Here is a 23,518-nt window from a genome sequence, read left to right on the forward strand (position 1 = left end):
TTTTTACTAGGCTGTGGTGAGCCGCCGACGCGTTTTCGTGGCAGCTCAACCTGTAGCCGCGGCTGTGAGGCCACGTCCCAGGCACTGCGCGCGCTCAGGAAAGCGCAGGCCCCGATACGATCAGGTTGATCGCCCAGGAGTACACCCATGAGTCTCAACGCCGACAGCAACAATCGCCCCGATTACGAGCCTTTGTTGCAGGACATTGCCGACTACGTGCTGGGGTATGCCGTCGACTCTGCCGAAGCCCTGGTCACGGCCCGCTACTGCCTGATGGACACCCTGGGCTGCGGCCTGCTGGCCCTGCGGTTTCCCGAATGCACCAAGCACCTGGGGCCGCTGGTGGAGGGCACGGTGGTGCCAAACGGCGCGCGGGTGCCGGGCACGGCCTGGCGCCTGGACCCGGCCAAGGCGGCCTGGGACATCGGCTGCATCGTGCGTTGGCTGGATTACAACGACACCTGGCTGGCGGCGGAGTGGGGCCACCCTTCGGACAACCTGGGGGCCATCCTGGCGGTGGCCGACCACCTGTCACAGCGCCGGGTGGCCGAAGGCGAGCCCCCGCTGCCCATGCGCCGGGTGCTGGAAGCCATGATCATGGCGCACGAGATCCAGGGTGTGCTGGCGCTGGAGAATGCCTTCAACCGCGTGGGCCTCGATCATGTGCTGCTGGTCAAGGTCGCCAGCACCGCGGTCAGCGCCTGGCTGATGGGGGCCAGCCGCGACCAGTTGCTATCGGCCCTGTCCCACGCCTTCGTGGATGGCCAGGCCCTGCGCACTTACCGCCACGCGCCCAATGCCGGCTCGCGCAAGTCCTGGGCGGCAGGCGATGCCAGCAGCCGTGGGGTGCGCCTGGCAGACATCGCCCTGCGCGGTGAAATGGGCATCCCCGGGGTGCTGGGAGCGCCGCAGTGGGGCTTCAACGACGTACTGTTCAGCCACACCAACAAGGACTTGGCGCTCAAGCCCGAAGGCGACCGGCACCTGCGCCTGGCGCGGCCCCTGGGCAGCTACGTGATGGAAAACGTGCTGTTCAAGATCAGTTTTCCTGCCGAGTTCCATGCGCAGACCGCGTGCGAGGCCGCGGTGGCCCTGCACCCGCAGGTGCGAGGCCGGCTGAGCGAGATCGACCGCATTGTCATTACCACCCATGAATCGGCGATCCGCATCATTTCCAAGGTCGGGCCGCTGGCCAACGCGGCCGACCGCGACCATTGCCTGCAATACATGGTCGCCGTGCCCCTGGCGTTCGGTACCTTGGTGGCCGAGCAGTACGAAGACGCCTTTCATGCCGCCCACCCGATCATCGACCAGTTGCGCGACAAGATGCAGATCGTCGAAAACCCGGTGTACAGCCGTGAATACCTGGAGCCGGACAAGCGGTCGATCGCCAATGCCGTGCAGGTGTTCTACCGCGATGGCAGCAGTACCGAGAAGGTCGAGGTGCATTTCCCCATCGGCCATCGGCGTCGGCGGGCGGAGGGCATGCCGCTGTTGCTGGACAAGTTCCGCACCCACCTGGCGACCCGTTTCGTGGGGCAGCGCTGCCTGAAGATTCTAGAAGCGTGCCGGGACCAGGACAAACTGGAGGAAATGGCGGTGCAGCGGTTTATCGACCTGTTTGTGCCTTAGCCCGCGTGGGGCTGGGTTGCGCTATTTGAAGCGGCGCTCGACGCCTTTTTCAACCAGGATCTTGGCCGATATTTCTTCCACGGAAAAGTGCGTGGAATTGATGTTGGGGATGTTTTCGCGGCGGAACAGGTTCTCCACTTCGCGCACCTCGAATTCGCACTGGGCGAAGCTGGAATAGCGGCTGTTGGGTTTGCGCTCATGGCGGATGGCGGTCAGCCGGTCGGGGTCGATGGTCAGGCCGAACAGTTTTTGCCGGTGGGCCTTGAGGGCCGCGGGCAGCTCCAGGCGCTCCATGTCGTCCTCGGTCAGCGGGTAATTGGCCGCGCGGATGCCGAACTGCATGGCCATGTACAGGCAGGTGGGCGTCTTGCCGCAACGGGAAACACCGACCAGAATCAGATCGGCCTTGTCGTAATAGTGGGTACGGGCGCCGTCATCATTGTCCAGGGCGAAATTCACCGCCTCGATACGCTCCATGTAGTTGGAGTTGTGCCCGATGGAGTGGGACTTGCCCACCGAATACGACGAGTGGGCACTCAGTTCCTGCTCAAGCGGAGCCAGGAAGGTGGAAAAGATATCGATCATGAAACCATTGGAAGTGGCCAGGATTTCACGAATGTCCTGGTTCACAATAGTGTCGAAAATGATCGGACGTACGCCATCTCGCTCGGCTGAATCGTTTATTTGCCGAACCATGTTGCGCGCTTTGTCTACGCTGTCGATGTAGGGGCGCGTGAACTTGTTGAACGTAATGTTTTCAAATTGTGCCAGGAGGCTCTGGCCCAGTGTCTCGGCGGTGATACCGGTGCCGTCGGAAATAAAGAAAGCAGATCGTTTCATTTGCGCCCTGGGCCTTAAGCTGGTGACGATTCTTGGATATGATAGGCCCGATTTGCCGGCCCTGAGTGTCTGGCATTCTCACTTATTTTCCAGGTCCAGGCCATGGTCGCTCACGCGCCTTCAAAGGCAGCCGCAGCACCCTGAGCTATTCCAACAACGTCAGTGGAGAGATCACCTTGGTAGAGTACGTAGTTTCCCTCGATAAGCTCGGCAAACACGATGTTGAGCATGTAGGGGGCAAGAACGCATCCCTTGGCGAGATGATCAGCAACCTTGCCGGTGCCGGTGTATCGGTACCCGGTGGCTTCGCCACTACGGCTCAGGCTTACCGCGATTTTCTCGAGCAAAGTGGTCTTAACGACCAGATCCACAAGGCGCTCGACGCCCTGGACGTGGATGACGTCAATGCCCTGGCCAGGACCGGCGCGCAGATCCGCCAATGGATCATGGACGCCGAGTTTCCCGAGCAACTGAACGCCGAAATCCGCACCCACTTCGCCGAACTGTCCAAGGGCAACCCGGACATCGCCGTGGCCGTGCGTTCCTCGGCTACCGCCGAAGACCTGCCGGACGCCTCGTTCGCCGGCCAGCAGGAAACCTTCCTGAACATTCGCGGCGTGGATAACGTCATCCGTGCGGCCAAGGAAGTGTTCGCCTCGCTGTTCAACGACCGCGCCATTTCCTACCGCGTGCACCAGGGCTTCGACCACAAGCTGGTGGCCCTGTCGGCTGGTGTGCAGCGCATGGTGCGTTCGGAAACCGGTACGGCTGGCGTGATGTTCACCCTGGACACCGAGTCGGGCTTCCGTGACGTGGTGTTCATCACCGGCGCCTATGGCCTGGGTGAAACCGTGGTACAGGGCGCCGTCAACCCCGACGAGTTCTACGTGCACAAGCACACCCTGGAGTCCGGTCGCCCGGCCATCCTGCGCCGCAACCTGGGCAGCAAGGCCATCAAGATGATCTACGGCGCCGAGGCCAAGGCCGGCAAGTCGGTGCAGACCGTCGATGTGGACAAGGCCGACCGCGCGCGCTTCTGCCTCACCGACGCCGAAGTCAGTGAACTGGCCAAGCAGGCGATGATCATCGAGAAGCACTACCAGTGCCCGATGGACATCGAATGGGCCAAGGACGGCGATGACGGCAAGCTGTACATCGTGCAGGCCCGCCCGGAAACCGTGAAAAGCCGTTCCCAGGCCAACGTCATGGAGCGCTACCTGCTCAAGGAGAAGGGCACCGTACTGGTTGAAGGCCGCGCTATCGGCCAGCGCATCGGCGCCGGCAAGGTCCGCATCATCAAGGACGTGTCCGAGATGGACAAGGTGCAGCCTGGCGACGTGCTGGTCTCCGACATGACCGACCCGGACTGGGAGCCGGTGATGAAGCGCGCCAGCGCCATCGTCACCAACCGCGGCGGGCGTACCTGCCACGCGGCCATCATTGCGCGCGAGCTGGGCATCCCGGCCGTGGTCGGTTGTGGCAACGCCACCCAACTGCTGGTCGATGGCCAGGGCGTGACCGTTTCATGCGCCGAAGGGGACACCGGGTACATCTTCGAGGGCGAACTGGGCTTCGACATCAAGAAGAACTCGGTGGACGCCATGCCCGACCTGCCGTTCAAGATCATGATGAACGTTGGCAACCCGGACCGTGCCTTTGACTTCGCTCAGTTGCCCAACGCCGGTGTCGGCCTGGCGCGCCTGGAGTTCATCATCAACCGCATGATCGGCGTGCACCCCAAGGCACTGCTGAACTACGACGGCCTGCCCGCCGACATCAAGGACAGCGTCGACAAGCGCATCGCGGGCTACAGCGCGCCGGTGGACTTCTACGTCGACAAGCTGGTGGAAGGCATCAGTACCCTGGCCGCGGCGTTCTGGCCGAAAAAGGTCATCGTGCGCCTGTCGGACTTCAAGTCCAACGAGTACGCCAACCTGATCGGTGGCAAGCTCTACGAGCCGGAAGAAGAGAACCCGATGCTGGGCTTCCGCGGTGCCTCGCGCTACATCAGCGAGTCGTTTCGCGAGTGCTTCGAGCTTGAATGCCGTGCGCTCAAGCGCGTGCGCAACGAGATGGGCCTGACCAACGTCGAGATCATGGTGCCGTTCGTGCGCACCCTGGGCGAGGCGAGCCAAGTGGTTGACCTGCTGGCCGAGAACGGCCTGGGCCGTGGCGTCAACGGCCTGCGTGTGATCATGATGTGCGAGCTGCCGTCCAACGCGCTGATGGCCGATGAATTCCTGGAATTCTTCGATGGCTTCTCCATCGGTTCCAACGACATGACCCAGCTGACCCTGGGCCTGGACCGCGACTCGGGCATCATCGCGCACCTGTTCGATGAGCGTAACCCGGCGGTCAAGAAGCTGTTGGCCAGTGCCATCGCCGCGTGCAACAAGGCCGGCAAGTACATCGGCATCTGTGGCCAGGGCCCTTCCGACCACCCTGACCTGGCCAAATGGCTGATGGAGCAGGGCATCGAAAGCGTGTCGCTGAACCCGGACTCGGTCCTGGAGACGTGGTTCTTCCTGGCCGAAGGCCAAGGCGCCGCGTAAGCTTCCAGCCCCTGCCTGGCAGGGGCTGTTTTTCTGTGGGAGCTGGCTTGCCAGCGAGCTTTTTACTGAACGAAAGCTCGCTGGCAAGCCAGCTCCCACGGCATTTCTGTATCCTGCACCCCGATGTGTTTCTGTTAACCCTTTCTGTAAAAGCACCCTATGCAAAGCAGCAGCAATCTCTTCCCGGTCGCCTTGCTCAGCGCCGAGCGGCGTGGTGACCTGAGCGAAGACGTTTACCGCATCAAGGCCGCCAACAGCCCTGATGCCAGCGTGGAACTGGCAGTGACCCGCCTGGGCATGGCCGATCAGGCACAGCCCGGTGGCGTGCCGGTCATCCTGCTCCATGGCAGTTTTTCCAACCGCAGGTTCTGGGTCTCGCCCCGGGGCATCGGCCTGGGCGCCTGGCTGGCGCGGGCCGGGTTCGATGTGTGGATCCCGGAAATGCGCGGCCACGGCCTGTCGCCGCGCAACCTGGCTTACCGCAAGAACCGTGTCGCTGACTATGCACGCTTCGACCTGCCGGCCATCGGTGCCTTCGTTCAGGAACAGAGTGGCCAGGCGCCCCATTGGGTTGGCCATTCCCTGGGTGGCATCAGCCTGGCGGCTGGCCTGGGTGGTGGTTACCTGGCCCAGGACAACGTGGCTTCGGCCGCGCTGTTCGGCTGCCAGGTCAGCCGCACCTACTGGCCGCTGAAAATGCCGCCAGTGGAGTGGAGCGCGCGGTTGTTGCTCAAGCGCTTCGCGCATATTTCCGGTTCGCGGCTCAAGCGCGGCCCCGAGGACGAGCCGATCGGCCTTGCCCTGGAGGCCATGCGCTGGCATGGCCTGTTCGGCCGCTTCGGCGAGGGCAAGCAGGACTGGTGGGCGGGGCTGGCCGAGGTGCAGGTACCCCTGCTGGCCGTGGCGGCCAGCGGTGACCACCAGGACCCGCCATGGGCCTGCCGCAAGCTGTTCGACGCCTTTGGCGGCGAGCACCGTCAATTCGTGCAGTTGGGGCGCGACCACGGCTTCGCCGACAACTTCGGCCATGTCGAGATGCTGGTCAGCAAGCCGGCCCAGGCCGAGGTCTGGCCGTTGGTGGGGCGTTGGTTGAACGACCCGTTGGCACCGCTGCTGCCACAGGCATCGGCGCTCCCCCTGGGCGCGTGACTTCACGGTCAGCGGTGGGAAGGCTAAGCTGTGACGATTGCGCCGGCCGCTGCTGGTCGGCGCAGGGTAAATGCGCGGCGTATCGGCTCGTCAATCAATGACCGGTCGCCACTTCGATCGTCGTTGTCCTCAGCTGACAGGAGTTACCCCATGCATTACCTCACCCCCGATTTGTGCGACGCCTACCCCGAGCTGGTCAAGGTGCTGGAGCCCATGTTCAGCAACTTCGGTGGCCGCGATTCCTTCGGTGGCCAGATCGTCACCATCAAATGCTTCGAAGACAATTCGCTGGTCAAGGAGCAGGTCGACAAGGACGGCAAGGGCAAGGTGCTGGTGGTCGATGGTGGTGGCTCGCTGCGCTGCGCGCTGCTGGGTGACATGCTGGCCGAAAAGGCCGCCAAAAGCGGCTGGGAAGGCATTGTCATCTATGGCTGCATTCGCGACGTGGACGTCATCGCCCAGGTTGACCTGGGGGTGCAGGCGCTGGCCAGCCACCCGCTGCGCACCGAGAAGCACGGGATCGGTGACCTGAACGTGCCGGTGACCTTCGCCGGTGTCACGTTCAAGCCGGGAGAATTCATTTACGCCGACAACAATGGGGTTATCGTGTCGCCCAGCGCATTGAAGATGCCAGAGTGATTCTTTTTGCAATTGGTTGATGGGGTTTGGATGTACGAGGAAGAAAACGCGCAGCGGGGGCTGGTACATGCCCTGGTGCTGGATGGTAAAGGTGGCGCGCGTTTGCTTGCCCGTGACGAGATCGACGACCTGGTGCTGGAGCCACAGCAGAGCCTGTGGCTGCACTGGGATCGCGGCCACCCGCTGACACAGGCCTGGTTGCGCGAAGACAGCGGCCTGAACGAGTTCAGTTGCGACCTGTTGCTGGAGGAGAATACCCGCCCGCGCCTGTTGCCGCTGCCCGATGACCAATTGCTGCTGTTCCTGCGTGGCGTCAACCTCAACCCCGGCGCCGAGCCCGAAGACATGGTCTCGGTGCGCATCTTCGCCGAAGCCCAGCGGGTCATTTCCCTGCGCCTGCGCCCGTTGCGCGCCACCGACGAGTTGATGGTGCTGCTGCAGCAGGGCAGGGGGCCGCGCACCGCGTCGGAACTGATCCTCTACCTGGCCCAGTACCTTACCGAAAAGGTCCAGACGCTGGTCAGCGACCTGGGCGAAATCATCGACAACGAAGAAGACAAGATCGATGCCGACGAACGGTATGCGCCCGAACACGGCAGCATTCTGCAGATTCGCCGTCGAGCCGCTGGCCTGCGCCGTTTCCTGGCGCCGCAGCGGGAGATATTCGCGCAGCTGTCGCGCAACAAGTTGCCCTGGTTCGTGGACGACGATGCCGACTACTGGAACGAACTCAACAACAGCCTGACCCGTTACCTGGAAGAGCTGGAACTGACCCGCGAGCGCGTGGGGCTGGTGCTGGAGGCCGAGGACCGGCGCCTGAACGAGCGCATGAACCGCACCATGTACCGGTTCGGCATCATTACCGGGGTGTTCCTGCCCATGAGCTTTCTCACCGGGTTGCTGGGCATCAACGTCGGCGGTATTCCGTTGTCCACCAACCCCTATGGCTTCATCGTGGCCTGCGGGCTGATGGTGGTGGTGGCGCTGGGGCAGTGGTGGCTATTCCGTCGATTGCGCTGGGTTTAGCTGCCGTTCAGGACACATATGGTTGCATAACCCTCAGTGCCTTATGTGACCCGTCCCGGGAAGCTCTCGTCTTTGAAGGATAATTCGTGAGGTGCCGAATGCACGATCCGTTTGAAGAATCATTGCGTGACATGCTCAAGGCGTCCTCCTCCGTGGAGCGGGACGACGATGCATGCCTGGGTCGGGTGCTCAAGACCGCCAACCGGCAGGTGGGCGCGGGGGATCTGTTCAGCTTGATGGGCCGCTGGTTGCAGGCCTTCATGATCGCCGTGGACAACGGATCTGGCCATGTGGCACCGGTCTCGCGACGCAAACCTCGTACTGCTGATAAGGCTGATTGACTATGCAACTTGATCTCTGGACTCAGAGCCTGGTGACGGCCATGACCGCACTCTGGACTAAGGTCGCGAATTTCATTCCCAACCTGTTCGGTGCGTTGGTGGTGCTGCTGCTGGGCTTCGTGGTCGCCAAGCTGCTCGACACCCTGCTGTCCAAATTGCTGGCCAAGCTGGGCCTGGACCGCCTGATGGCGGGTACCGGCCTGACCAAGCTGATGAGCCGCGGCGGCATTCAGGTACCGATCTCGACCCTGGTGGGCAAGATCGTCTACTGGTTCGTGTTGCTGATTTTTCTGGTGTCCGCTGCCGAATCCCTTGGCTTGCAGCGAGTTTCAGCTACGCTCGACATGCTGGCGCTCTATTTGCCCAAGGTTTTTGGTGCCGCGCTGGTGCTGCTCGTGGGTGTGCTGCTGGCGCAGGTGGTCAACGGCCTGGTGCGGGGCGCCGCCGAAGGGGTGGGCCTGGACTATTCGGCCGGCCTCGGGCGAGTGGCGCAGTGGATGGTCATTATCATCAGTATCTCGGTGGCCATCAGCCAGCTCGAGGTCAAGACCGACCTGCTGAACCATGTGATTGTCATTGTTCTGATTACCGTTGGTCTGGCCGTGGCATTGGCCATGGGCCTGGGAAGTCGGGAAATCGCCGGGCAGATCCTGGCAGGAATTTACGTGCGGGAATTGTATCAAGTGGGGCAACAAGTGCGGGTTGGAGAGGTTGAAGGCCAGATCGAAGAGATCGGCACGGTCAAGACGACGCTGCTGACCGACGATGGGGAACTGGTTTCCCTGTCCAATCGGATCCTTCTGGAACAGCGGGTAAGTAGCCGCTGAGCCGGCGATTTCTGCTACTGTATGCCGCCGCAAAATGGCCCGGGTGTCGGGCCATGGTGGATATCGACCTGACTGCCGGCCCGACCTGTTTTGAATAAAGTTCATTCGTTGCCCCTGCGTTACGACCCCCGCACGCTCACAGACGAGGAGCTGGTGGCGCGTTCGCATGTGGAACTTTTCCACGTCACGCGCGCCTATGAGGAGCTGATGCGGCGCTATCAGCGCACCCTCTTCAACGTCTGTGCACGTTATTTAGGGAACGATCGTGACGCTGACGATGTCTGTCAGGAGGTGATGCTGAAGGTCCTCTACGGCCTGAAAAACTTCGAGGGAAAATCGAAGTTCAAGACCTGGCTCTACAGCATCACGTACAACGAATGTATCACGCAGTACCGAAAGGAACGGCGCAAGCGCCGCCTCATGGATGCCCTGAGCCTTGATCCGCTCGAGGAGGCTTCCGAAGAGAAGGCGCCGAAACCGGAGGAGCGTGGTGGATTGGATCGTTGGCTGATACATGTCAACCCGATCGACCGAGAAATACTTGTGCTTCGATTCGTCGCAGAGCTTGAATTTCAAGAGATTGCGGACATCATGCACATGGGCTTGAGCGCGACGAAAATGCGATACAAACGCGCGCTCGACAAGCTACGTGAGAAATTTGCAGGCATTGCCGAAACTTAGTTCGGTGCAAATATCTCTAAACGTGGGGCGAGTTCTGCTAGACTTGCCGCCGAGTTGTCCCCGTGTAACGGGGTACTGCTTAACAATCACCAGATGGGGATTTAACGGATGAAACTGAAAAACACCTTAGGCATTGCCATTGGTTCTCTTGTTGCCGCAACTTCTTTCGGCGCTTTGGCACAAGGCCAAGGCGCGGTCGAAGGTGAAGCCTTCTACCAGAAGAACTACAACGACAGCGTCAAGCACGTGGAAGACGGCCGCACCGCCGGCGGTTCCCTGGGCTACTTCCTGACCGACGACGTTGAAGTCATCCTGGGCTACGGCAAGACCAACTACACTCGTTCGAACGATGGTACTGGCAGCCAGAAAATCCACGGTGACACTGGCTCCCTGACCGCCATGTACCACTTCGGTACTGTCGGCGATGCCATTCGTCCATACGTTTCCGGTGGCTTCGCGCACCAGAGCCTGAGCAACGTGCAAGCTGACGGCCACAGCGGTCGCGACAGCTCCACCTTCGCTACCATCGGCGCTGGCGCCAAGTGGTACATCACCGACAACCTGTACGCTCGTGCCGGTATCGATGCTGACTACAAGCTGGACAACGGCAAGTGGGACTACGCGCCTACCGTTGGCCTGGGTGTGAACTTCGGTGGTAACGGTGGCAAGGCTCCGGCTCCTGCTCCAGAACCAGCTCCGGCTCCAGTGGCTGAAGAACCGGCTCCAGCTCCAGTAGCTGAAACCGTTCGCGTTCAGCTGGACGTGAAGTTCGACTTCAACAAGTCGGTCGTCAAGCCAAACAGCTATGCTGACATCAAGAACCTGGCTGACTTCATGAAGCAGTACCCACAGACCACTACTCGTGTTGAAGGCCACACCGACAACGTCGGTCCAGACGCCTACAACCAGAAGCTGTCTGAGCGTCGCGCTGCTGCTGTGAAAAACGTTCTGGTCAACCAGTACGGCATCCAGGGCAACCGTGTTGACTCCATCGGTTACGGCGAAAGCCGTCCAGTGGCTGACAACAAAACTGAAGCTGGCCGCGCCGTTAACCGTCGCGTAGAAGCTGAAGTAGAAGCTCAATCCAAGTAATTGGGTAGCGCTTGAAAAAAACCCGGCCTCGGCCGGGTTTTTTTTCGCCCGAACGTCGAGGGGGGCGTGCCTTGCCGTTCGGCGCCGGTAGCTTGCGGCTACCCAAAGGGCCTATAATCACGCCCCCCACGTTCTTCCAACGAGTCATGCCCGCCCATGTATAACCTGGCCCGCCAGCTGTTGTTCAAACTCTCTCCGGAAACCTCTCACGACCTGTCCCTGGACCTGATCGGCGCAGGTGGCCGCCTGGGGCTCAACGGTTTGCTGACCAAGGCGCCGGCGCGCTTGCCGGTGCAGGTGATGGGGCTGTCGTTCGACAACCCGGTGGGCCTGGCCGCGGGCCTGGACAAGAACGGCGCGGCCATCGATGGTTTTGCCCAGCTGGGTTTCGGTTTCGTCGAGATCGGCACCGTCACTCCGCGCCCGCAGCCCGGCAACCCCAAGCCGCGGATCTTCCGCCTGCCCGAAGCCACGGCCATCATCAACCGCATGGGCTTCAACAACCTGGGCGTCGACAACCTGCTCAACCGCGTGCGTGCCTCCCAGTACAAGGGCGTGCTGGGCATCAACATCGGCAAGAATTTCGACACCCCGGTCGAACGCGCCGTGGACGACTACCTGATCTGCCTGGACAAGGTCTACGCCCACGCCAGCTACATCACCGTCAATGTCAGTTCGCCCAACACCCCGGGCCTGCGCAGCCTGCAGTTCGGCGAGTCGCTCAAGCAGTTGCTCGACGCCTTGGCCGAGCGCCGCGAAGCCCTGGTGGGCCTGCATGGCAAGCGTGTGCCGGTGGCGATCAAGATCGCCCCGGACATGAGTGACGAGGAAACCGTGCAAGTGGCTCAGGCGCTGCTGGGCGCAGGCATGGACGCGGTGATCGCCACCAACACCACCCTGAGTCGTGAAGGCGTGGAAGGGTTGGCCCATGGTGACGAGGCGGGCGGCCTGTCGGGCGCGCCGGTACGGGAGAAGAGCACCCACATCGTCAAGGTACTGGCTGGGGAGCTGGCGGGGCGCATGCCGATCATCGCCGCAGGCGGCATCACCGAAGGCAAGCACGCGGCCGAGAAGATCGCCGCCGGTGCCAGCCTGGTGCAGTTGTACTCGGGCTTCATCTACAAGGGCCCGGCGCTGATCCGCGAGGCGGTGGATGCCATCGCGGCACTGCCGCGCACGTAAGGCATTAAAAAGGGGCCCTCTAGAAGGGCCCCTGGGCTCTCGCCCGCCGCCCGTTGGGGCGCGCATGGTTAATCAGCAATGTGAATGTAAGAGAAAAATCGTCCTCGTCAGCCGACCGCGTGAAGTTCGTTGAGTCTGTGGATACCCGCAGTGCCGGTCATACCGTCCCAGTTGTCGCCGCGTCCTTCGCGCCAGCCATTGATCCAGGCTTGGCGAACCGACGGTAGAGTAAAAGGGCAAAGCTCGCGGGATTTGCCATGGATGCCGTATTGGTATCCGCGTAAAAATGCTCGTTCCAACGGATCACGCTTAAGTCTTCTCATAGGGTGTTGCCCTCGTCTGTTGACTGTTATGTCCCGTCGGCCTCGTGTGAGGCCGGGCAGAGTCTTTCTGCCGGTTTTGGTGCTCGCTGCCGGCGTGGCGAGCAGTGGTGCCGTACCATTGCGGTGCGGCCTGTATAGATTTCTAAACAATGCGTTGGCCGGTGTGAACGACCGTTTTGTCATAAGCACGTAATGATTATGGTGTGCGAACCATAAGTAAGCGGATGCGTCCGGGCCAACGACGCGCGAAAGCCCGCTATGATCAGGGCTACAGCGCGAATGACAGGAAAAAGCCATCGAAAATGATGGCGAAATGCTTTTCAGTATTAGGCGACGAAGGGTCATTTTCACCCTCGTCTTTTTGCAGAATTTTATTCTGCCGGGATGATCAAAGGCTTTTTGATGCCAATATCGGTCCCGGCGGTCGACACCCTGGCGGTGTCACACGGGCGCTTCTTCAGAAAGGCGCCTGGTTAAACTCGGGAAGGGTGATGCGTTGCCCTTTCACTTATGGCTCAAGACCCTGGATACCCCATGTCGGATCGTTACGAACTCTTCCTCACCTGCCCCAAGGGCCTCGAAGGCCTGCTGATCGAGGAAGCCACCGCGCTTGGCCTTGAAGAGGCCCGTGAGCATACCTCTGCCGTGCGCGGCATGGCCGACATGGAAACGGCTTACCGCCTGTGCCTGTGGTCGCGCCTGGGCAACCGCGTGCTGCTGGTGCTCAAGCGCTTTGCCATGAAGGACGCCGAAGACCTCTACCACGGCGTGCACGACGTGGAGTGGCAAGACCACCTTCTGCCCGACGGCACCCTGGCGGTGGAGTTCAGCGGCCACGGCTCGGGTATCGACAACACCCATTTCGGTGCCTTGAAAGTCAAGGACGCCATCGTCGACAAGCTGCGCACCCCCGAGGGTGAGCGCCCCAGCGTCGACAAGCTCAACCCCGACCTGCGCGTGCACCTGCGCCTGGACCGTGGCGAGGCGATCCTGTCCCTGGACCTGTCCGGCCACAGCCTGCACCAGCGCGGCTACCGCCTGCAGCAGGGTGCCGCGCCACTGAAGGAAAACCTTGCCGCCGCCGTACTGATCCGTGCCGGCTGGCCGCGCATCGCCGCTCAGGGCGGCGCGCTGGCCGACCCGATGTGCGGTGTGGGGACCTTCCTGGTGGAGGCGGCGATGATCGCTGCCGACATCGCCCCCAACCTCAAGCGTACCCGTTGGGGCTTCAGCGCCTGGCTGGGCCATGTGCCGGCCTTGTGGCGCAAGCTGCATGACGAAGCCCTGGCCCGTGCGGAAGCCGGCCTGGCCAAGCCGCCGCTGTGGATCCGAGGCTATGAAGCCGACCCACGCCTGATTCAGCCGGGCCGCAACAACGTCGAACGCGCTGGGCTCAGCGACTGGATCAAGATCTACCAGGGCGAGGTCGCCACCTTCGAGCCGCGCCCGGACCAGAACCAGAAAGGCCTGGTGATCTGCAACCCTCCCTACGGAGAGCGTCTGGGGGACGAAGCCAGCCTGCTCTACCTCTACCAGAACCTGGGCGAGCGTCTGCGCCAGGCCTGCCTGAACTGGGAAGCCGCGGTGTTCACCGGTGCCCCGGACCTGGGCAAGCGCATGGGTATTCGCAGCCACAAACAGTACGCCTTCTGGAACGGTGCGTTGCCGTGCAAACTGCTGCTGATCAAGGTGCTGCCTGACCAGTTTGTCACCGGCGAGCGTCGCACCCCCGAGCAGCGCCAGGTGGAGCGCGAGCAGGCCCAGGAGCAGGCCTCCGCGCCTGCCGCCGATCCGTACGCACGGGTCAACAAGAACGGCAACCCGATCAAGCCGGCGCCCGTGGTGGTCGAGCAGGCGCGCCTGAGCGAAGGCGGGCAGATGTTCGCCAACCGCTTGCAGAAGAACCTCAAGCAACTGGGCAGGTGGGCCCGTCGCGAGAAAGTCGATTGCTACCGCGTCTATGATGCCGACATGCCCGAATACGCCCTGGCCATCGACCTGTACCATGACTGGGTGCACGTGCAGGAATACGCGGCGCCCAAGTCCATTGACCCGGAAAAGGCCCAGGCCCGCCTGTTCGATGCCCTGGCCGCCATTCCCCAGGCGCTGAACATTGACAAGAGCCGCGTCATCATCAAACGTCGCGAGCGCCAGAGCGGTACCAAACAGTACGAGCGCCAGGCTGCCCAGGGGCAGTTCACCGAGGTGCAGGAAGGTGGCGTCAAGCTGCTGGTCAACCTGACCGACTACCTGGACACCGGTCTGTTTCTGGACCACCGCCCCATGCGCCTGCGCATTCAGCGGGAGGCTGCGGGCAAGCGTTTTCTCAACCTGTTCTGCTATACGGCCACGGCCAGTGTGCACGCGGCCAAGGGCGGTGCGCGCAGTACCACCAGTGTCGACCTGTCGAAAACCTACCTGGACTGGGCGCGCCGCAACCTGTCGCTCAACGGTTTCTCCGACAAGAACCGCCTGGAGCAGGGTGACGTGATGGCCTGGCTGCAAGCCAGCCGCGACGAGTACGACCTGATCTTCATCGACCCGCCGACCTTTTCCAACTCCAAGCGCATGGAAGGGGTATTCGATGTGCAGCGCGACCATGTCGAGTTGCTGGACCTTGCCGTCGCACGCCTGGCCAAGGACGGGGTGCTGTATTTCTCCAACAACTTCCGCAAGTTCCAGCTCGACGAGCACCTGGGCGAGCGTTACCAGGTAGAGGAAATCAGTGCCCAGACCCTGGACCCTGACTTTGCCCGCAACAGCAAGATCCACCGTGCCTGGAAAATTCAGGCCCGATGAGCGGTAGCCCACGGCAGGCGCGCCTGTCGTACAGTTTTGGCTAGATTGTAAAAAGGGCTCCCAGGAGCCCTTTTTGCTGCACGACCGATCAACATTTTCGCTTGATGGCTCACTAGGCAAACTACTGGCAAATAGCTATAACTGAGCCAAAGCCAATGTGACAACCGAAGCACGCCGGCGTTGTGAGTTCCGCTTATGTCGTTGCATGCCGTTCGCCCCAAAATACTTGGCTTTATCAGTGAAGATGCGTCGGCCTGGCTGATAGCCTCCTTGGCCCTTGCCGCCGGTGCGCTGGTCACTAGCCTGCTGGCGGTGGGCACCGCCGAGCTGTACCAGCGCCAGTTGCGCCAGCGCTTTGAATTGCTTGCCAACGAACGCTTCAGCCGCATCGAGGAGCGGTTCGAGGACCAGACACAGCGGCTGGACGGCCTTCGCCGGTTTTTCAGTTATTCGGACAACGTCAGCCGGCGTGAATACGAAGGCTACGCCGGGCCGTTGTTGATGCGTACCCAGGCCTATTCGTGGCTGCCACGGGTCACGGCCGCCGAACGCCCTGCGTTCGAACAGCGCGCCCGTGAACAGGGAATCGAGGATTTCTCCATTCGCGACCAGGCCGCTGATGGCAGCCTGGTGCCGGCGGGGCAGCGGGACGAGTATTACCCGGTGTTCTATACCCAGTCGCAGACGCGCCAGCGATTGCCCCTGGGCTTTGACGTCAACTCCCAGGCCTCGCGCCATGACACCCTGATGCGGGCCCTGCACACCGGTACATTGGCGGTGACCCCGCCGGTCAACCTGGTGGGGGTCAGCCCGCGGTACAGCCGTGGGGTGCTGATGGTTGCGCCGGTGCCTGGCAAACCCGGCGAACCGCCGCTGGGCTTTGTTTCGGCAGTGGTGAGCCTGGGGCAGTTGATGGGCGAAGGGCTGCCCGCGCAAAGCGATGACAACCTGCATGTGCGCATCCTCGACCTGTCGCTGGCCGGCAACCACGAGGTGCTGTACGAGTCCAGCAACACCGTGGTACCCCAGCCCCTGACGGCGACGCACCTGCTGCACCTGGCCGACCGCGATTACCAGTTGGATATCAGCCCCAGCACCCTGTTTGTCGAAGCCAACCATGCCTCGCCGGTGACCGTGGTCGTGACCTTGGGCGCCTTGCTCAGCCTGCTGCTCAGTGCCTTGCTGTACAGCCTGGTCAGCCAGCGCCAGCGCGCCCTGAAACTGGTGGAGCAGCGCACATCGCAGCTGCGCAGCAGCGAACAGGCCCTGCGCGTTACCCATAACCAGTTGCGCAGCGTGCTCAATGCCGCCACCCAGGTGGCGATCATCGCCACCGACCTGCATGGCCTGATCACCACGTTCAACGCCGGTGCCGAGCGCATGCTGGGATACGGTGCCGGCGACGCGGTGGGCCACCTGACCTTGCAGAACCTGCACCTGAGCGAAGAGCTGGTGGCCCGCGCCTGCACCCTCAGCGCCTATTACGAGCGGGACATTCCCCTGGCCCAGGCCATGTTGGTGGAAACCCCCGGCGAAGGCAGCCAGCAGGCGCGCGAATGGACCCTGGTACGGCGTGATGGCAGCACGGTGGCGGTGAACATGCTCGCCACCACCTTGCTGGACGAGCAAGGCCTGTGGGTGGGGCACCTGGCTATCTGCATCGATATCACTGAGCGCAAGCGGGTGCACGAGGCATTGGCCGCGCGCGACCAGCTGTTGCAGAAACTCAGTGCCGAAGTACCAGGCGGCATCTACCAGTTCCGCCTGGACCCGGATGGCCATTCCAGTTTCAGCTGGGCCAGCGAGGGCATCCGTGACATCTACGAAATGGAGCCCAGCACCTTGCGTGATGACGGGCGGCGAGTCATGGAGCGCATTCACCCGGACGATGGCCAGCGGGTGCTCGATTCCATCCGTTTTTCGGCCCAGCACCTTACGCCATGGCGCGAAGAGTACCGGGTGCAGTTGCCACGTCAGGGTCTGCGCTGGGTGCGCGGGGAAGCCACGCCTGAGCCGTTGGCCGGCGGCGGCACGCTATGGCACGGCTACCTGACCGACATCACTGACCTCAAGCGCGTGGAGGAAGAATTGCGGGCGCTGTCGGTCACCGACGTGCTCACCGGCATTCACAACCGCCGCTACTTTCAGGAACGCCTGAAAGCCGAGCTGGACCGTGCCGAACGCGACCACTTGCAACTGGCAGTGATCATGCTCGACATTGACCATTTCAAGCGGATCAACGACCAGTTCGGCCATGCTGTCGGCGACCGCGTGCTGCAAGGGATCTGCGAAAAGATCGGCCACCGCCTGCGGCGCACCGACGTCTTCTGCCGGCTGGGGGGTGAGGAATTCATGGTGTTGTGCCCGGGCAGCAGCAGCGACCAGGCTCACGCCCTGGCGCTGGAACTATGGCAAGGGCTGCGGCACACGCCTATCGACGGTGTCGGCATCGTCACCGCCAGCTTCGGCGTAGCCAGCTGGCGCCGGGGGGAAGGCGCCGATGCGCTGCTGTTGCGCGCCGATTCCGGCGTGTATGCGGCCAAGCAGGCGGGCAGGGACCGCGTGGAACCGGAACTGCCCTGAGTCGCGCCATGGGTCTGCCTGATACACCCCAGCGCCTGCTTCCCGAGCTGGCGCCCGGTCCCACAGAGGTTGGCCGCAGTGGTGGGGATTACCCTGTGGGACCGGGCGAAGCTCGGGAAGGGCGCCCCGCGGTCTGCCTGATACACCCCAGCGCCTGCTTCCCGAGCTGGCGCCCGGTCCCACAGAGGTTGGCCGCAGTGGTGGGGATTACCCTGTGGGACCGGGCGAAGCTCGGGAACGGCGCCCCGCGGTCTGCCTGACACACCGCAGCGCCTGCTTCCCGAGCTGGCGCCCGGTCCCACAGAGGTTGGCCGCAGTGGTGGGGATTACCCTGTGGGACCGGGCGAAGCTCGGGAACGGCGCCCCGCGGTCTGCCTGGTACACCGCAGCGCCTGCTTCCCGAGCTGGCGCCTGGTCCCACAGAGGATGGCCACGGTGATGGGGATTACCCTGTGGGACCGGGCGAAGCTCGGGAACGGCGCCCCGCGGTCTGCCTGACACACCGCAGCGCCTGCTCCCCGAGCTGGCGCCCGATCCCACAGAGGTTGGCCGCAGTGGTGGGGATTACCCTGTGGGACCGGGAGAAGCTCGGGAAGGGCGCCCCGCGGTCTGCCTGATACACCGCAGCGCCTGCTTCGGTCCCGCAGAGGATGGTCGCGGCGTGCCATCAAGGGTTCAACGAAACCCCTTGCTCCCCTGCCTTCGGCTGCCGGTACAGGTCCAGCAGCGCCTGGTCCAGCACCGACGACGCGCCCCATGGCTTGGAGTCATTCAAAATGGCGACCACCGCCCAGGTGTTGCCGTTGTCATCGCGGCTGAAACCGGCAATGGCGCGTACGTTGTTCAGGGTGCCGGTCTTGACGTGGCCTTCACCGGCCAGCGCCGTGGTCTTCAGGCGTTTGCGCATGGTGCCGTCGGTGCCGATGATCGGCAGCGAACTCATGAATTCAGCGGCGTATGGGCTTTTCCAAGCCACTTGCAGCATGGTCGCCAGCTCCCGGGCGCTGACACGCTCGTCACGGGACAACCCCGAACCATTTTCCAGTACCAGATGGCTAGCCGGGATGCCCTTGCGTGCCATCCAGGCACGGATCACCCGCTGGGCGGCCTTGGCGTCGTCAGTGTCGGCGTCGGTGCGGTAACGGGCGCCGATGCTCAGGAACAGCTGCTGCGCCATGGTGTTGTTACTGTATTTGTTGATGTCGCGAATGATCTCCGCCAGGTCCGGGGAGAACGCCCGGGCCAGCAGCTTGGCGTCCTTGGGCACCACGGCCTCGCGGTCGCGGCCGGCGATGGTGCCGCCCAGTTCGTTCCAGATCGCCCGTACCGCCCCCGCGGCATAGGTGGGGTGGTCAAGCACGGACAGGTAGGTCTGGGAACTGCAACCATCCGCCAGGCCGCCACTGACCACCACGCTGATGCTGCCGTCCGGCGCGGTCACCGGGTTGTAGCGCACGTCACCGCTGCACTGCTTGCCAGCCAGCGCCTTGATCTGGTTGTCGACATGAATGGTGGCAATCGGCGGTTCCACCGAGACCATTACCTTGCCACCATCGTTGCGCGCCACGAAGCGCAGGGCCTTGAGGTTGACCATCAGGGCGTCCGGGCGTACCAGGAACGGCGCGTTCTCGTCGCCGCCGTCGTCGTTGAACTCAGGCAGGTTGGGCTGGATGAAATAGCTGCGGTCCAGCACCAGGTCACCGGTGACCTGCTGCACACCGTTGGCGCGCAGGTCGCGCATCAGCAGCCAGAGCTTTTCCATGTTCAGTTTGGGGTCGCCACCGCCCTTGAGGTACAGGTTGCCGTGCAGCACGCCATTGCTCAGGGTGCCGTCGGTGTAGAACTCGGTCTTCCACTGGTAGTTGGGGCCCAACAGCTCCAGGGCGGCGAAAGTGGTGATGGTCTTCATGGTCGAGGCCGGGTTCACCGACACATCGGCGTTGAACACCGTCGGGGTGCCTGGACCTGTGAGCGGCACCATCACCAGGGACAGGGCGTTGTCGGCGATCTTGTTGGTCTTGAGGGCTTGTTGCACCTTGGCCGGCAGCGCGGTGATGATGGGCGCGGCATGAACGGGCAGGGCCAGGGGCAGCATCAGGCCGGCGAGCAGTAGAGGGCGAAACGATTTGATCATGAGCAATGAAACCCTGCGGGCGAGGGGTGAAAAAAATGAGGGCGCGAAAAGGTGAAAGCCCCCGGACATAAAGAGTCGGCATTATGCCCCAAGGGATTGGCGCTTTGGCCTGGCTGACGCGCATTTCATGATTTTTTCGACACTTGGGCGGGTTTATCGGCATCAGTCAGGCAGCCGCGTGCCGAAACTGGTAAAGTGCCGCGCGTTAATACTCAAGAGGATTGTTTCATGGCCACTAACCGTTCCCGCCGTCTGCGCAAAAAACTCTGCGTGGATGAATTCCAGGAGCTGGGTTTCGAACTGAACCTGGACTTCAAGGAAAACCTGGACGACCAGGCAATCGACGCATTCCTCGACGCGTTCCTGGCTGAAGCCATGGACGCCAATGGCCTGGACTTCGTCGGCACCGATGACGTCGGCCTGGTGTGCACCGTCGAGCGTGGCTCGGTCAACGAAGAGCAGCGCGCAGCCGTCGAAGCCTGGCTGAAGGGCCGCGACGAACTGACCAAGATCGAAGTCAGCCCGCTGCTGGACGCCTGGTACCCGGAAAAGCCGATCAACCCGGTCGCCTGATCCGAGTCATACGAAGAAGCCGCTGACCCCAGCGGCTTTTTTGTGCCTGGTATAACCGCCGCAGCGGACCTGGCCGCGTCCCAGGCGCCGCGCAGCACCAGGCACACGTTCATGCCGGCTGCGCAGCCACCCCTGCCTTGACCAGCACCTGCTCGATGTCCACCTCATCCAGCTGCTGCGCTGGCAAATACTGCTGGGCGTATTCCAGGTACACCCCACTGCGCAGAAACAGCTCGAACAGCTCGACATCAATGTGCGCATCGCGGCACATGAAGGCCATGATCCCCAGCGCTTCGCTGAGCGTCTTTCCTTTCTTGTACGGCCGGTCGGCGGCAGTCAGGGCTTCGAAGATGTCGGCGATGGCCATCATCCGTGCCGGCAGGCTCATCTGCTCGCGGTTGAGGCCGCGGGGGTAGCCGCTGCCGTCCATTTTTTCGTGGTGCCCGCCGGCCATTTCCGCGACGTTCTGCAGGTGGCTGGGGAAGGGCAGGCGGCTGAGCATCAGGATGGTCTGCACCATGTGGTGGTTGATGATGTAGCGCTCTTCGGTCGTCAGCGTGCCGCGGCCGATGCTCAAGTTGTATAGCTCGCCACGGTTGAATTTGTAGTCGGGCACTTTCATGTTGAAGCCCCAGGCGTTGTCCGCGGGCATGCGCTCGTAGTCAGGGCGTTCGAACAGGTGCTCGGGGCGGTCGGCCAACAGCGGTTCGCGCACCGGCAGGGCGGGGGCGGGGTTGCGCTCCTGGCGGCGGTTCTCTTCCCAGGACACCCCCAGGCGGTCGTCCAGCGTGCGCAGCCAGGTGCGCTCGGCGATGCGCGCCAGGCGCTGCTGGCTGTCGGGGTCCATGAATTCGCCGCCCAGGTTGCAGCGGGCGACAAAGGCGAAGTCGTCGTCCAGGGCCTGCAATTGGGCGTCGCGGGCGGCGGCCAGGGCCGCCGCGTCGCCGCCTTCGGCCAGGCGCTGCCAGTAGTCGATCCAAGCGTCGCGCTTGAGTACTTCAAACCGCGTGCGAATCTCGTGGATACGGTCGTAGAGGGTTTCCAGTTTGGTGGCCTTGTCCACCACGTATTCGGGGGTGGTGACCTTGCCGCAGTCATGCAGCCAGGCGGCGATGTGCAGGGCCTCCCACTCTTCCTCACTGGGCTGGTAGCTGGCGAACGGCGCGGCCTGGCTGTCGGCGGCCGCGCGCGCGAGCATCTTGGTCAGCACCGGCACGCGCTGGCAGTGCCCCCCGGTGTAGGGGCTCTTGGCGTCAATGGCGCCAGCGATGATCTGGATGAAGGCGTCCAGCAACGCTTGCTGGCGTACCTGAAGGCGCTGGCCTTCGATGCTGGCGGCGGCCACGCCGGACACGGCCAGGATGAAGGCGATGCGGTCGGGGCTGAACTTGACCAGGTCACTGCGGCTGCCGGTGTCACGGTGCAGCAATACCAGCACGCCGATGGTCTCGCCACGGCGGTTGTGCAGGCGCACGCCAATCAGGTCCAGGCGCGGGCTGTCGAGCTTGAGCATGATCTGCTTGAGTTCACGGGCCTGGTCGAAGCCGATAGAAGTCACCACGCTGTTCTGCTGCCCGTTCAGCGCGCTCAGCCAGGCGGGGGTGTCGCTTGCGTTCAGGGCGTGGCTGGTCAAGCCGTAGCGGGTCACATTGCGCAGTTTGTCGTTGATGATCAGGCCGCTGGGCTGCACCTGGCCGCTATCGCTGTCATACAGGTAGATGATGCCGGCCTGGGCATCACTCAGGCTCACGGTTTCCTGCAGCACGCGCTTGAGCAGCGGCTCGAAGCGGGTCTCGGCCGACAGGCTGGCGGTGATCTCGAAGAAGCTGGCCAGGGTCTGCTTCATGCGCTGCATGGACTCGGTCAGCTGGTCCACTTCCAGTACGGGCGAGCGCTGGCTGGCCGGGCGTTTGAAATTGAAGCTGCGAATGGCATCGGCTTCCTTGACCAGCGCGTACAGCGGCTTGACCAGCAGCCGCGAGGTCAGCCAGCCCACCGGCAGGCACAGCAGCAGGATGGTCAGTGTCACCAGCGCGCCTTGCCAGCGCAGCCGGTAGGCGTCGGCCAGCAGTTCGTCTTCGGGCACCAGCAGGGCCAGTTGCAGGCCGTCCGGGCCGCCCTGGTCGATGCTGCTGCGTGACACTACCCAATCGCGACCGTCGGCATGCAGGCGGTTGGCGTCGGTGTTGCCGCGGGCAAGCAGGGCGGCCAGCGCTGGCGCCAGGTCGGCGACCTTGGTTGGCTCCACGCTGCCATCGGGGTTGATCAGGCGCTGGCTATCGGGGTAGGCCACGGCGTTGTCGTTGTGGTCGAACAGGGCGATCTGGGTGTGCGGGGTGACTCGGTGCTTGGCCAGGGTGGCGCTGAGGTCTTCCAGGGTCAGGTCGGCGCCCAGTACCACATGGTCGCTGACCCGCAAGGCCAGGGTGGTGCCGACCGCATGGCTGGAAAAAAACACGTAGGGGTCGGTGGTCACCTGGGTGCGGTCGGTCAGGGCACGGCTGAACCAGGCGCGGGTGCGCGGGTCGTACTGGTCGTCGGGCAGATCCTGATGGCCGATGAGGTTCAGGGTGCGGTCAAACATCAGCGACTGGGCGTGGCGCGCGCCAGTGGCGTCGTGTTCGATGCTCCACACCTGATAGGCCGCGGCCGCGGGGGCCCCGAAGCGCTGCTTGAGCTCGTCGGTGCGCAAGGGCCGGACCATGAAGAAATCGCCGTTGCCGTAGCCGGTATACAGCGATGCCAGGTTCGGGTTGTCGGCCAGTGACTGGGCCATGGGCTCCAGCAAAGCCAGGCGCTGCTCCAGGGCGGCGCCCTGGGCGGCATCGTTGAGCGCCAGCAGGCTGAGCAGGTGGCGGATGGGCAGGTAAGTGTGGTCGATGTCCAGGCGCACGTCCTGGTCAATGCGCGAAAACAGGCTCTGGCTGCTGGACAGGATGATCTGCGAGGTCTGCCGGTAGTTGAACAGCCCCAGCACTGTGCCGGTCAGCAGCAACAGCAGGGTGAACATGGCGCTGATGTGCACATGCAGGGGAAAGCGGTGTTCTGTGAGCCTGGGCATCGCGAATCACTCCTTGAGGATGCGTTCACCGCTCGCCCGGCAAAGCCAGGGCGTGGCGGCGTGCAGAGCCTCTTCACCGCAGCC

The 23,518-nt window shown here is 63.0% G+C and carries 17 protein-coding genes; 13 read left to right on the top strand and 4 right to left on the bottom strand.

What is annotated here, in order from left to right; genetic code table 11:
* Window positions 1-147 precede the first annotated feature (147 nt).
* A complete protein-coding gene (gene prpD / locus QBK88_RS03895) occupies window positions 148-1,632 on the top strand; it encodes a 2-methylcitrate dehydratase (protein ID WP_277960982.1) in 1,485 nt (494 codons plus the stop codon).
* A gap of 21 nt (window positions 1,633-1,653) precedes the next feature.
* Here prpD and ppsR read toward each other — a convergent pair whose 3' ends face one another.
* Window positions 1,654-2,472 (bottom strand): posphoenolpyruvate synthetase regulatory kinase/phosphorylase PpsR, encoded by an 819-nt coding sequence (ppsR, locus tag QBK88_RS03900; RefSeq protein ID WP_268144147.1) that lies wholly within the window; start codon window positions 2,470-2,472, stop codon window positions 1,654-1,656.
* Window positions 2,473-2,648: 176 nt separating this feature from the next.
* Here ppsR and ppsA point away from each other — a divergent pair, with 176 nt between their 5' ends.
* The 9 genes from ppsA (at window position 2,649) to QBK88_RS03945 (ending at window position 11,961) form a co-directional block, all read left to right on the top strand.
* Window positions 2,649-5,024 (top strand): phosphoenolpyruvate synthase, encoded by a 2,376-nt coding sequence (ppsA, locus tag QBK88_RS03905; protein ID WP_277960983.1) that lies wholly within the window; start codon window positions 2,649-2,651, stop codon window positions 5,022-5,024.
* A gap of 159 nt (window positions 5,025-5,183) precedes the next feature.
* Window positions 5,184-6,173, top strand: a complete 990-nt coding sequence (locus tag QBK88_RS03910; RefSeq protein ID WP_277960984.1) for an alpha/beta fold hydrolase — start codon at window positions 5,184-5,186, stop codon at window positions 6,171-6,173.
* A 150-nt stretch (window positions 6,174-6,323) separates the two neighbouring features.
* A complete protein-coding gene (rraA, locus tag QBK88_RS03915; RefSeq protein ID WP_277960985.1) occupies window positions 6,324-6,812 on the top strand; it encodes a ribonuclease E activity regulator RraA in 489 nt (162 codons plus the stop codon).
* 30 nt (window positions 6,813-6,842) lie between these two features.
* Window positions 6,843-7,838 (top strand): zinc transporter ZntB, encoded by a 996-nt coding sequence (locus QBK88_RS03920; RefSeq protein WP_277960986.1) that lies wholly within the window; start codon window positions 6,843-6,845, stop codon window positions 7,836-7,838.
* Between the two features lie 98 nt (window positions 7,839-7,936).
* The gene (locus QBK88_RS03925; RefSeq protein WP_268144139.1) at window positions 7,937-8,179 is read left to right on the top strand and encodes a CrfX protein; all 243 of its coding nucleotides are present in this window, start codon (window positions 7,937-7,939) and stop codon (window positions 8,177-8,179) included.
* 2 nt (window positions 8,180-8,181) lie between these two features.
* On the top strand, window positions 8,182-9,006 hold the full coding sequence (locus tag QBK88_RS03930; protein WP_158153977.1) for a mechanosensitive ion channel family protein: 825 nt from the start codon (window positions 8,182-8,184) through the stop codon (window positions 9,004-9,006).
* A gap of 90 nt (window positions 9,007-9,096) precedes the next feature.
* A complete protein-coding gene (gene sigX, locus QBK88_RS03935) occupies window positions 9,097-9,687 on the top strand; it encodes an RNA polymerase sigma factor SigX (RefSeq protein WP_008368464.1) in 591 nt (196 codons plus the stop codon).
* A gap of 108 nt (window positions 9,688-9,795) precedes the next feature.
* Window positions 9,796-10,779, top strand: a complete 984-nt coding sequence (locus QBK88_RS03940; RefSeq protein ID WP_158153976.1) for an OmpA family protein — start codon at window positions 9,796-9,798, stop codon at window positions 10,777-10,779.
* 156 nt (window positions 10,780-10,935) lie between these two features.
* Complete coding sequence (locus QBK88_RS03945) at window positions 10,936-11,961, top strand: quinone-dependent dihydroorotate dehydrogenase (RefSeq protein ID WP_277960987.1); 1,026 nt, start codon at window positions 10,936-10,938, stop codon at window positions 11,959-11,961.
* 107 nt (window positions 11,962-12,068) lie between these two features.
* On the opposite strand, the gene rmf is transcribed toward QBK88_RS03945, so the two are convergent.
* Window positions 12,069-12,284, bottom strand: a complete 216-nt coding sequence (rmf, locus tag QBK88_RS03950) for a ribosome modulation factor (protein WP_008368461.1) — start codon at window positions 12,282-12,284, stop codon at window positions 12,069-12,071.
* A 534-nt stretch (window positions 12,285-12,818) separates the two neighbouring features.
* Here rmf and rlmKL point away from each other — a divergent pair.
* Both rlmKL and QBK88_RS03960 read left to right on the top strand, forming a co-directional pair.
* A complete protein-coding gene (gene rlmKL / locus QBK88_RS03955) occupies window positions 12,819-15,083 on the top strand; it encodes a bifunctional 23S rRNA (guanine(2069)-N(7))-methyltransferase RlmK/23S rRNA (guanine(2445)-N(2))-methyltransferase RlmL (protein WP_277960988.1) in 2,265 nt (754 codons plus the stop codon).
* Window positions 15,084-15,278: 195 nt separating this feature from the next.
* The gene (locus QBK88_RS03960) at window positions 15,279-17,666 is read left to right on the top strand and encodes a diguanylate cyclase (protein WP_277960989.1); all 2,388 of its coding nucleotides are present in this window, start codon (window positions 15,279-15,281) and stop codon (window positions 17,664-17,666) included.
* A gap of 667 nt (window positions 17,667-18,333) precedes the next feature.
* Here QBK88_RS03960 and dacB read toward each other — a convergent pair.
* Window positions 18,334-19,800, bottom strand: a complete 1,467-nt coding sequence (gene dacB, locus QBK88_RS03965; protein ID WP_277960990.1) for a D-alanyl-D-alanine carboxypeptidase/D-alanyl-D-alanine endopeptidase — start codon at window positions 19,798-19,800, stop codon at window positions 18,334-18,336.
* Window positions 19,801-20,028: 228 nt separating this feature from the next.
* On the opposite strand from dacB, the gene QBK88_RS03970 reads away from it, so the two are divergent.
* On the top strand, window positions 20,029-20,373 hold the full coding sequence (locus tag QBK88_RS03970; protein ID WP_277960991.1) for a YggL family protein: 345 nt from the start codon (window positions 20,029-20,031) through the stop codon (window positions 20,371-20,373).
* A gap of 109 nt (window positions 20,374-20,482) precedes the next feature.
* On the opposite strand, the gene QBK88_RS03975 is transcribed toward QBK88_RS03970, so the two are convergent.
* Window positions 20,483-23,434, bottom strand: coding sequence for an HD domain-containing phosphohydrolase (locus QBK88_RS03975; protein WP_277960992.1), 2,952 nt, complete (start codon window positions 23,432-23,434; stop codon window positions 20,483-20,485).
* Window positions 23,435-23,518: the final 84 nt, after the last annotated feature.

Source organism: Pseudomonas sp. RIT-To-2 (genome assembly GCF_029623465.1).
Taxonomy (GTDB): Bacteria; Pseudomonadota; Gammaproteobacteria; order Pseudomonadales; family Pseudomonadaceae; genus Aquipseudomonas; species Aquipseudomonas silvicola.

Coding starts and splice junctions, on each gene's coding strand:
- rmf (WP_008368461.1), bottom strand. CDS start 12,284: ATGAGAAGACTTAAGCGTGATCCGTTGGAACGAGCATTTTTACGCGGA.
- QBK88_RS03920 (WP_277960986.1), top strand. CDS start 6,843: ATGTACGAGGAAGAAAACGCGCAGCGGGGGCTGGTACATGCCCTGGTG.
- QBK88_RS03970 (WP_277960991.1), top strand. CDS start 20,029: ATGGCCACTAACCGTTCCCGCCGTCTGCGCAAAAAACTCTGCGTGGAT.
- QBK88_RS03960 (WP_277960989.1), top strand. CDS start 15,279: ATGTCGTTGCATGCCGTTCGCCCCAAAATACTTGGCTTTATCAGTGAA.
- prpD (WP_277960982.1), top strand. CDS start 148: ATGAGTCTCAACGCCGACAGCAACAATCGCCCCGATTACGAGCCTTTG.
- rraA (WP_277960985.1), top strand. CDS start 6,324: ATGCATTACCTCACCCCCGATTTGTGCGACGCCTACCCCGAGCTGGTC.
- QBK88_RS03910 (WP_277960984.1), top strand. CDS start 5,184: ATGCAAAGCAGCAGCAATCTCTTCCCGGTCGCCTTGCTCAGCGCCGAG.
- QBK88_RS03975 (WP_277960992.1), bottom strand. CDS start 23,434: ATGCCCAGGCTCACAGAACACCGCTTTCCCCTGCATGTGCACATCAGC.
- QBK88_RS03940 (WP_158153976.1), top strand. CDS start 9,796: ATGAAACTGAAAAACACCTTAGGCATTGCCATTGGTTCTCTTGTTGCC.
- dacB (WP_277960990.1), bottom strand. CDS start 19,800: ATGATCAAATCGTTTCGCCCTCTACTGCTCGCCGGCCTGATGCTGCCC.
- ppsR (WP_268144147.1), bottom strand. CDS start 2,472: ATGAAACGATCTGCTTTCTTTATTTCCGACGGCACCGGTATCACCGCC.
- QBK88_RS03945 (WP_277960987.1), top strand. CDS start 10,936: ATGTATAACCTGGCCCGCCAGCTGTTGTTCAAACTCTCTCCGGAAACC.
- rlmKL (WP_277960988.1), top strand. CDS start 12,819: ATGTCGGATCGTTACGAACTCTTCCTCACCTGCCCCAAGGGCCTCGAA.
- QBK88_RS03930 (WP_158153977.1), top strand. CDS start 8,182: ATGCAACTTGATCTCTGGACTCAGAGCCTGGTGACGGCCATGACCGCA.
- QBK88_RS03925 (WP_268144139.1), top strand. CDS start 7,937: ATGCACGATCCGTTTGAAGAATCATTGCGTGACATGCTCAAGGCGTCC.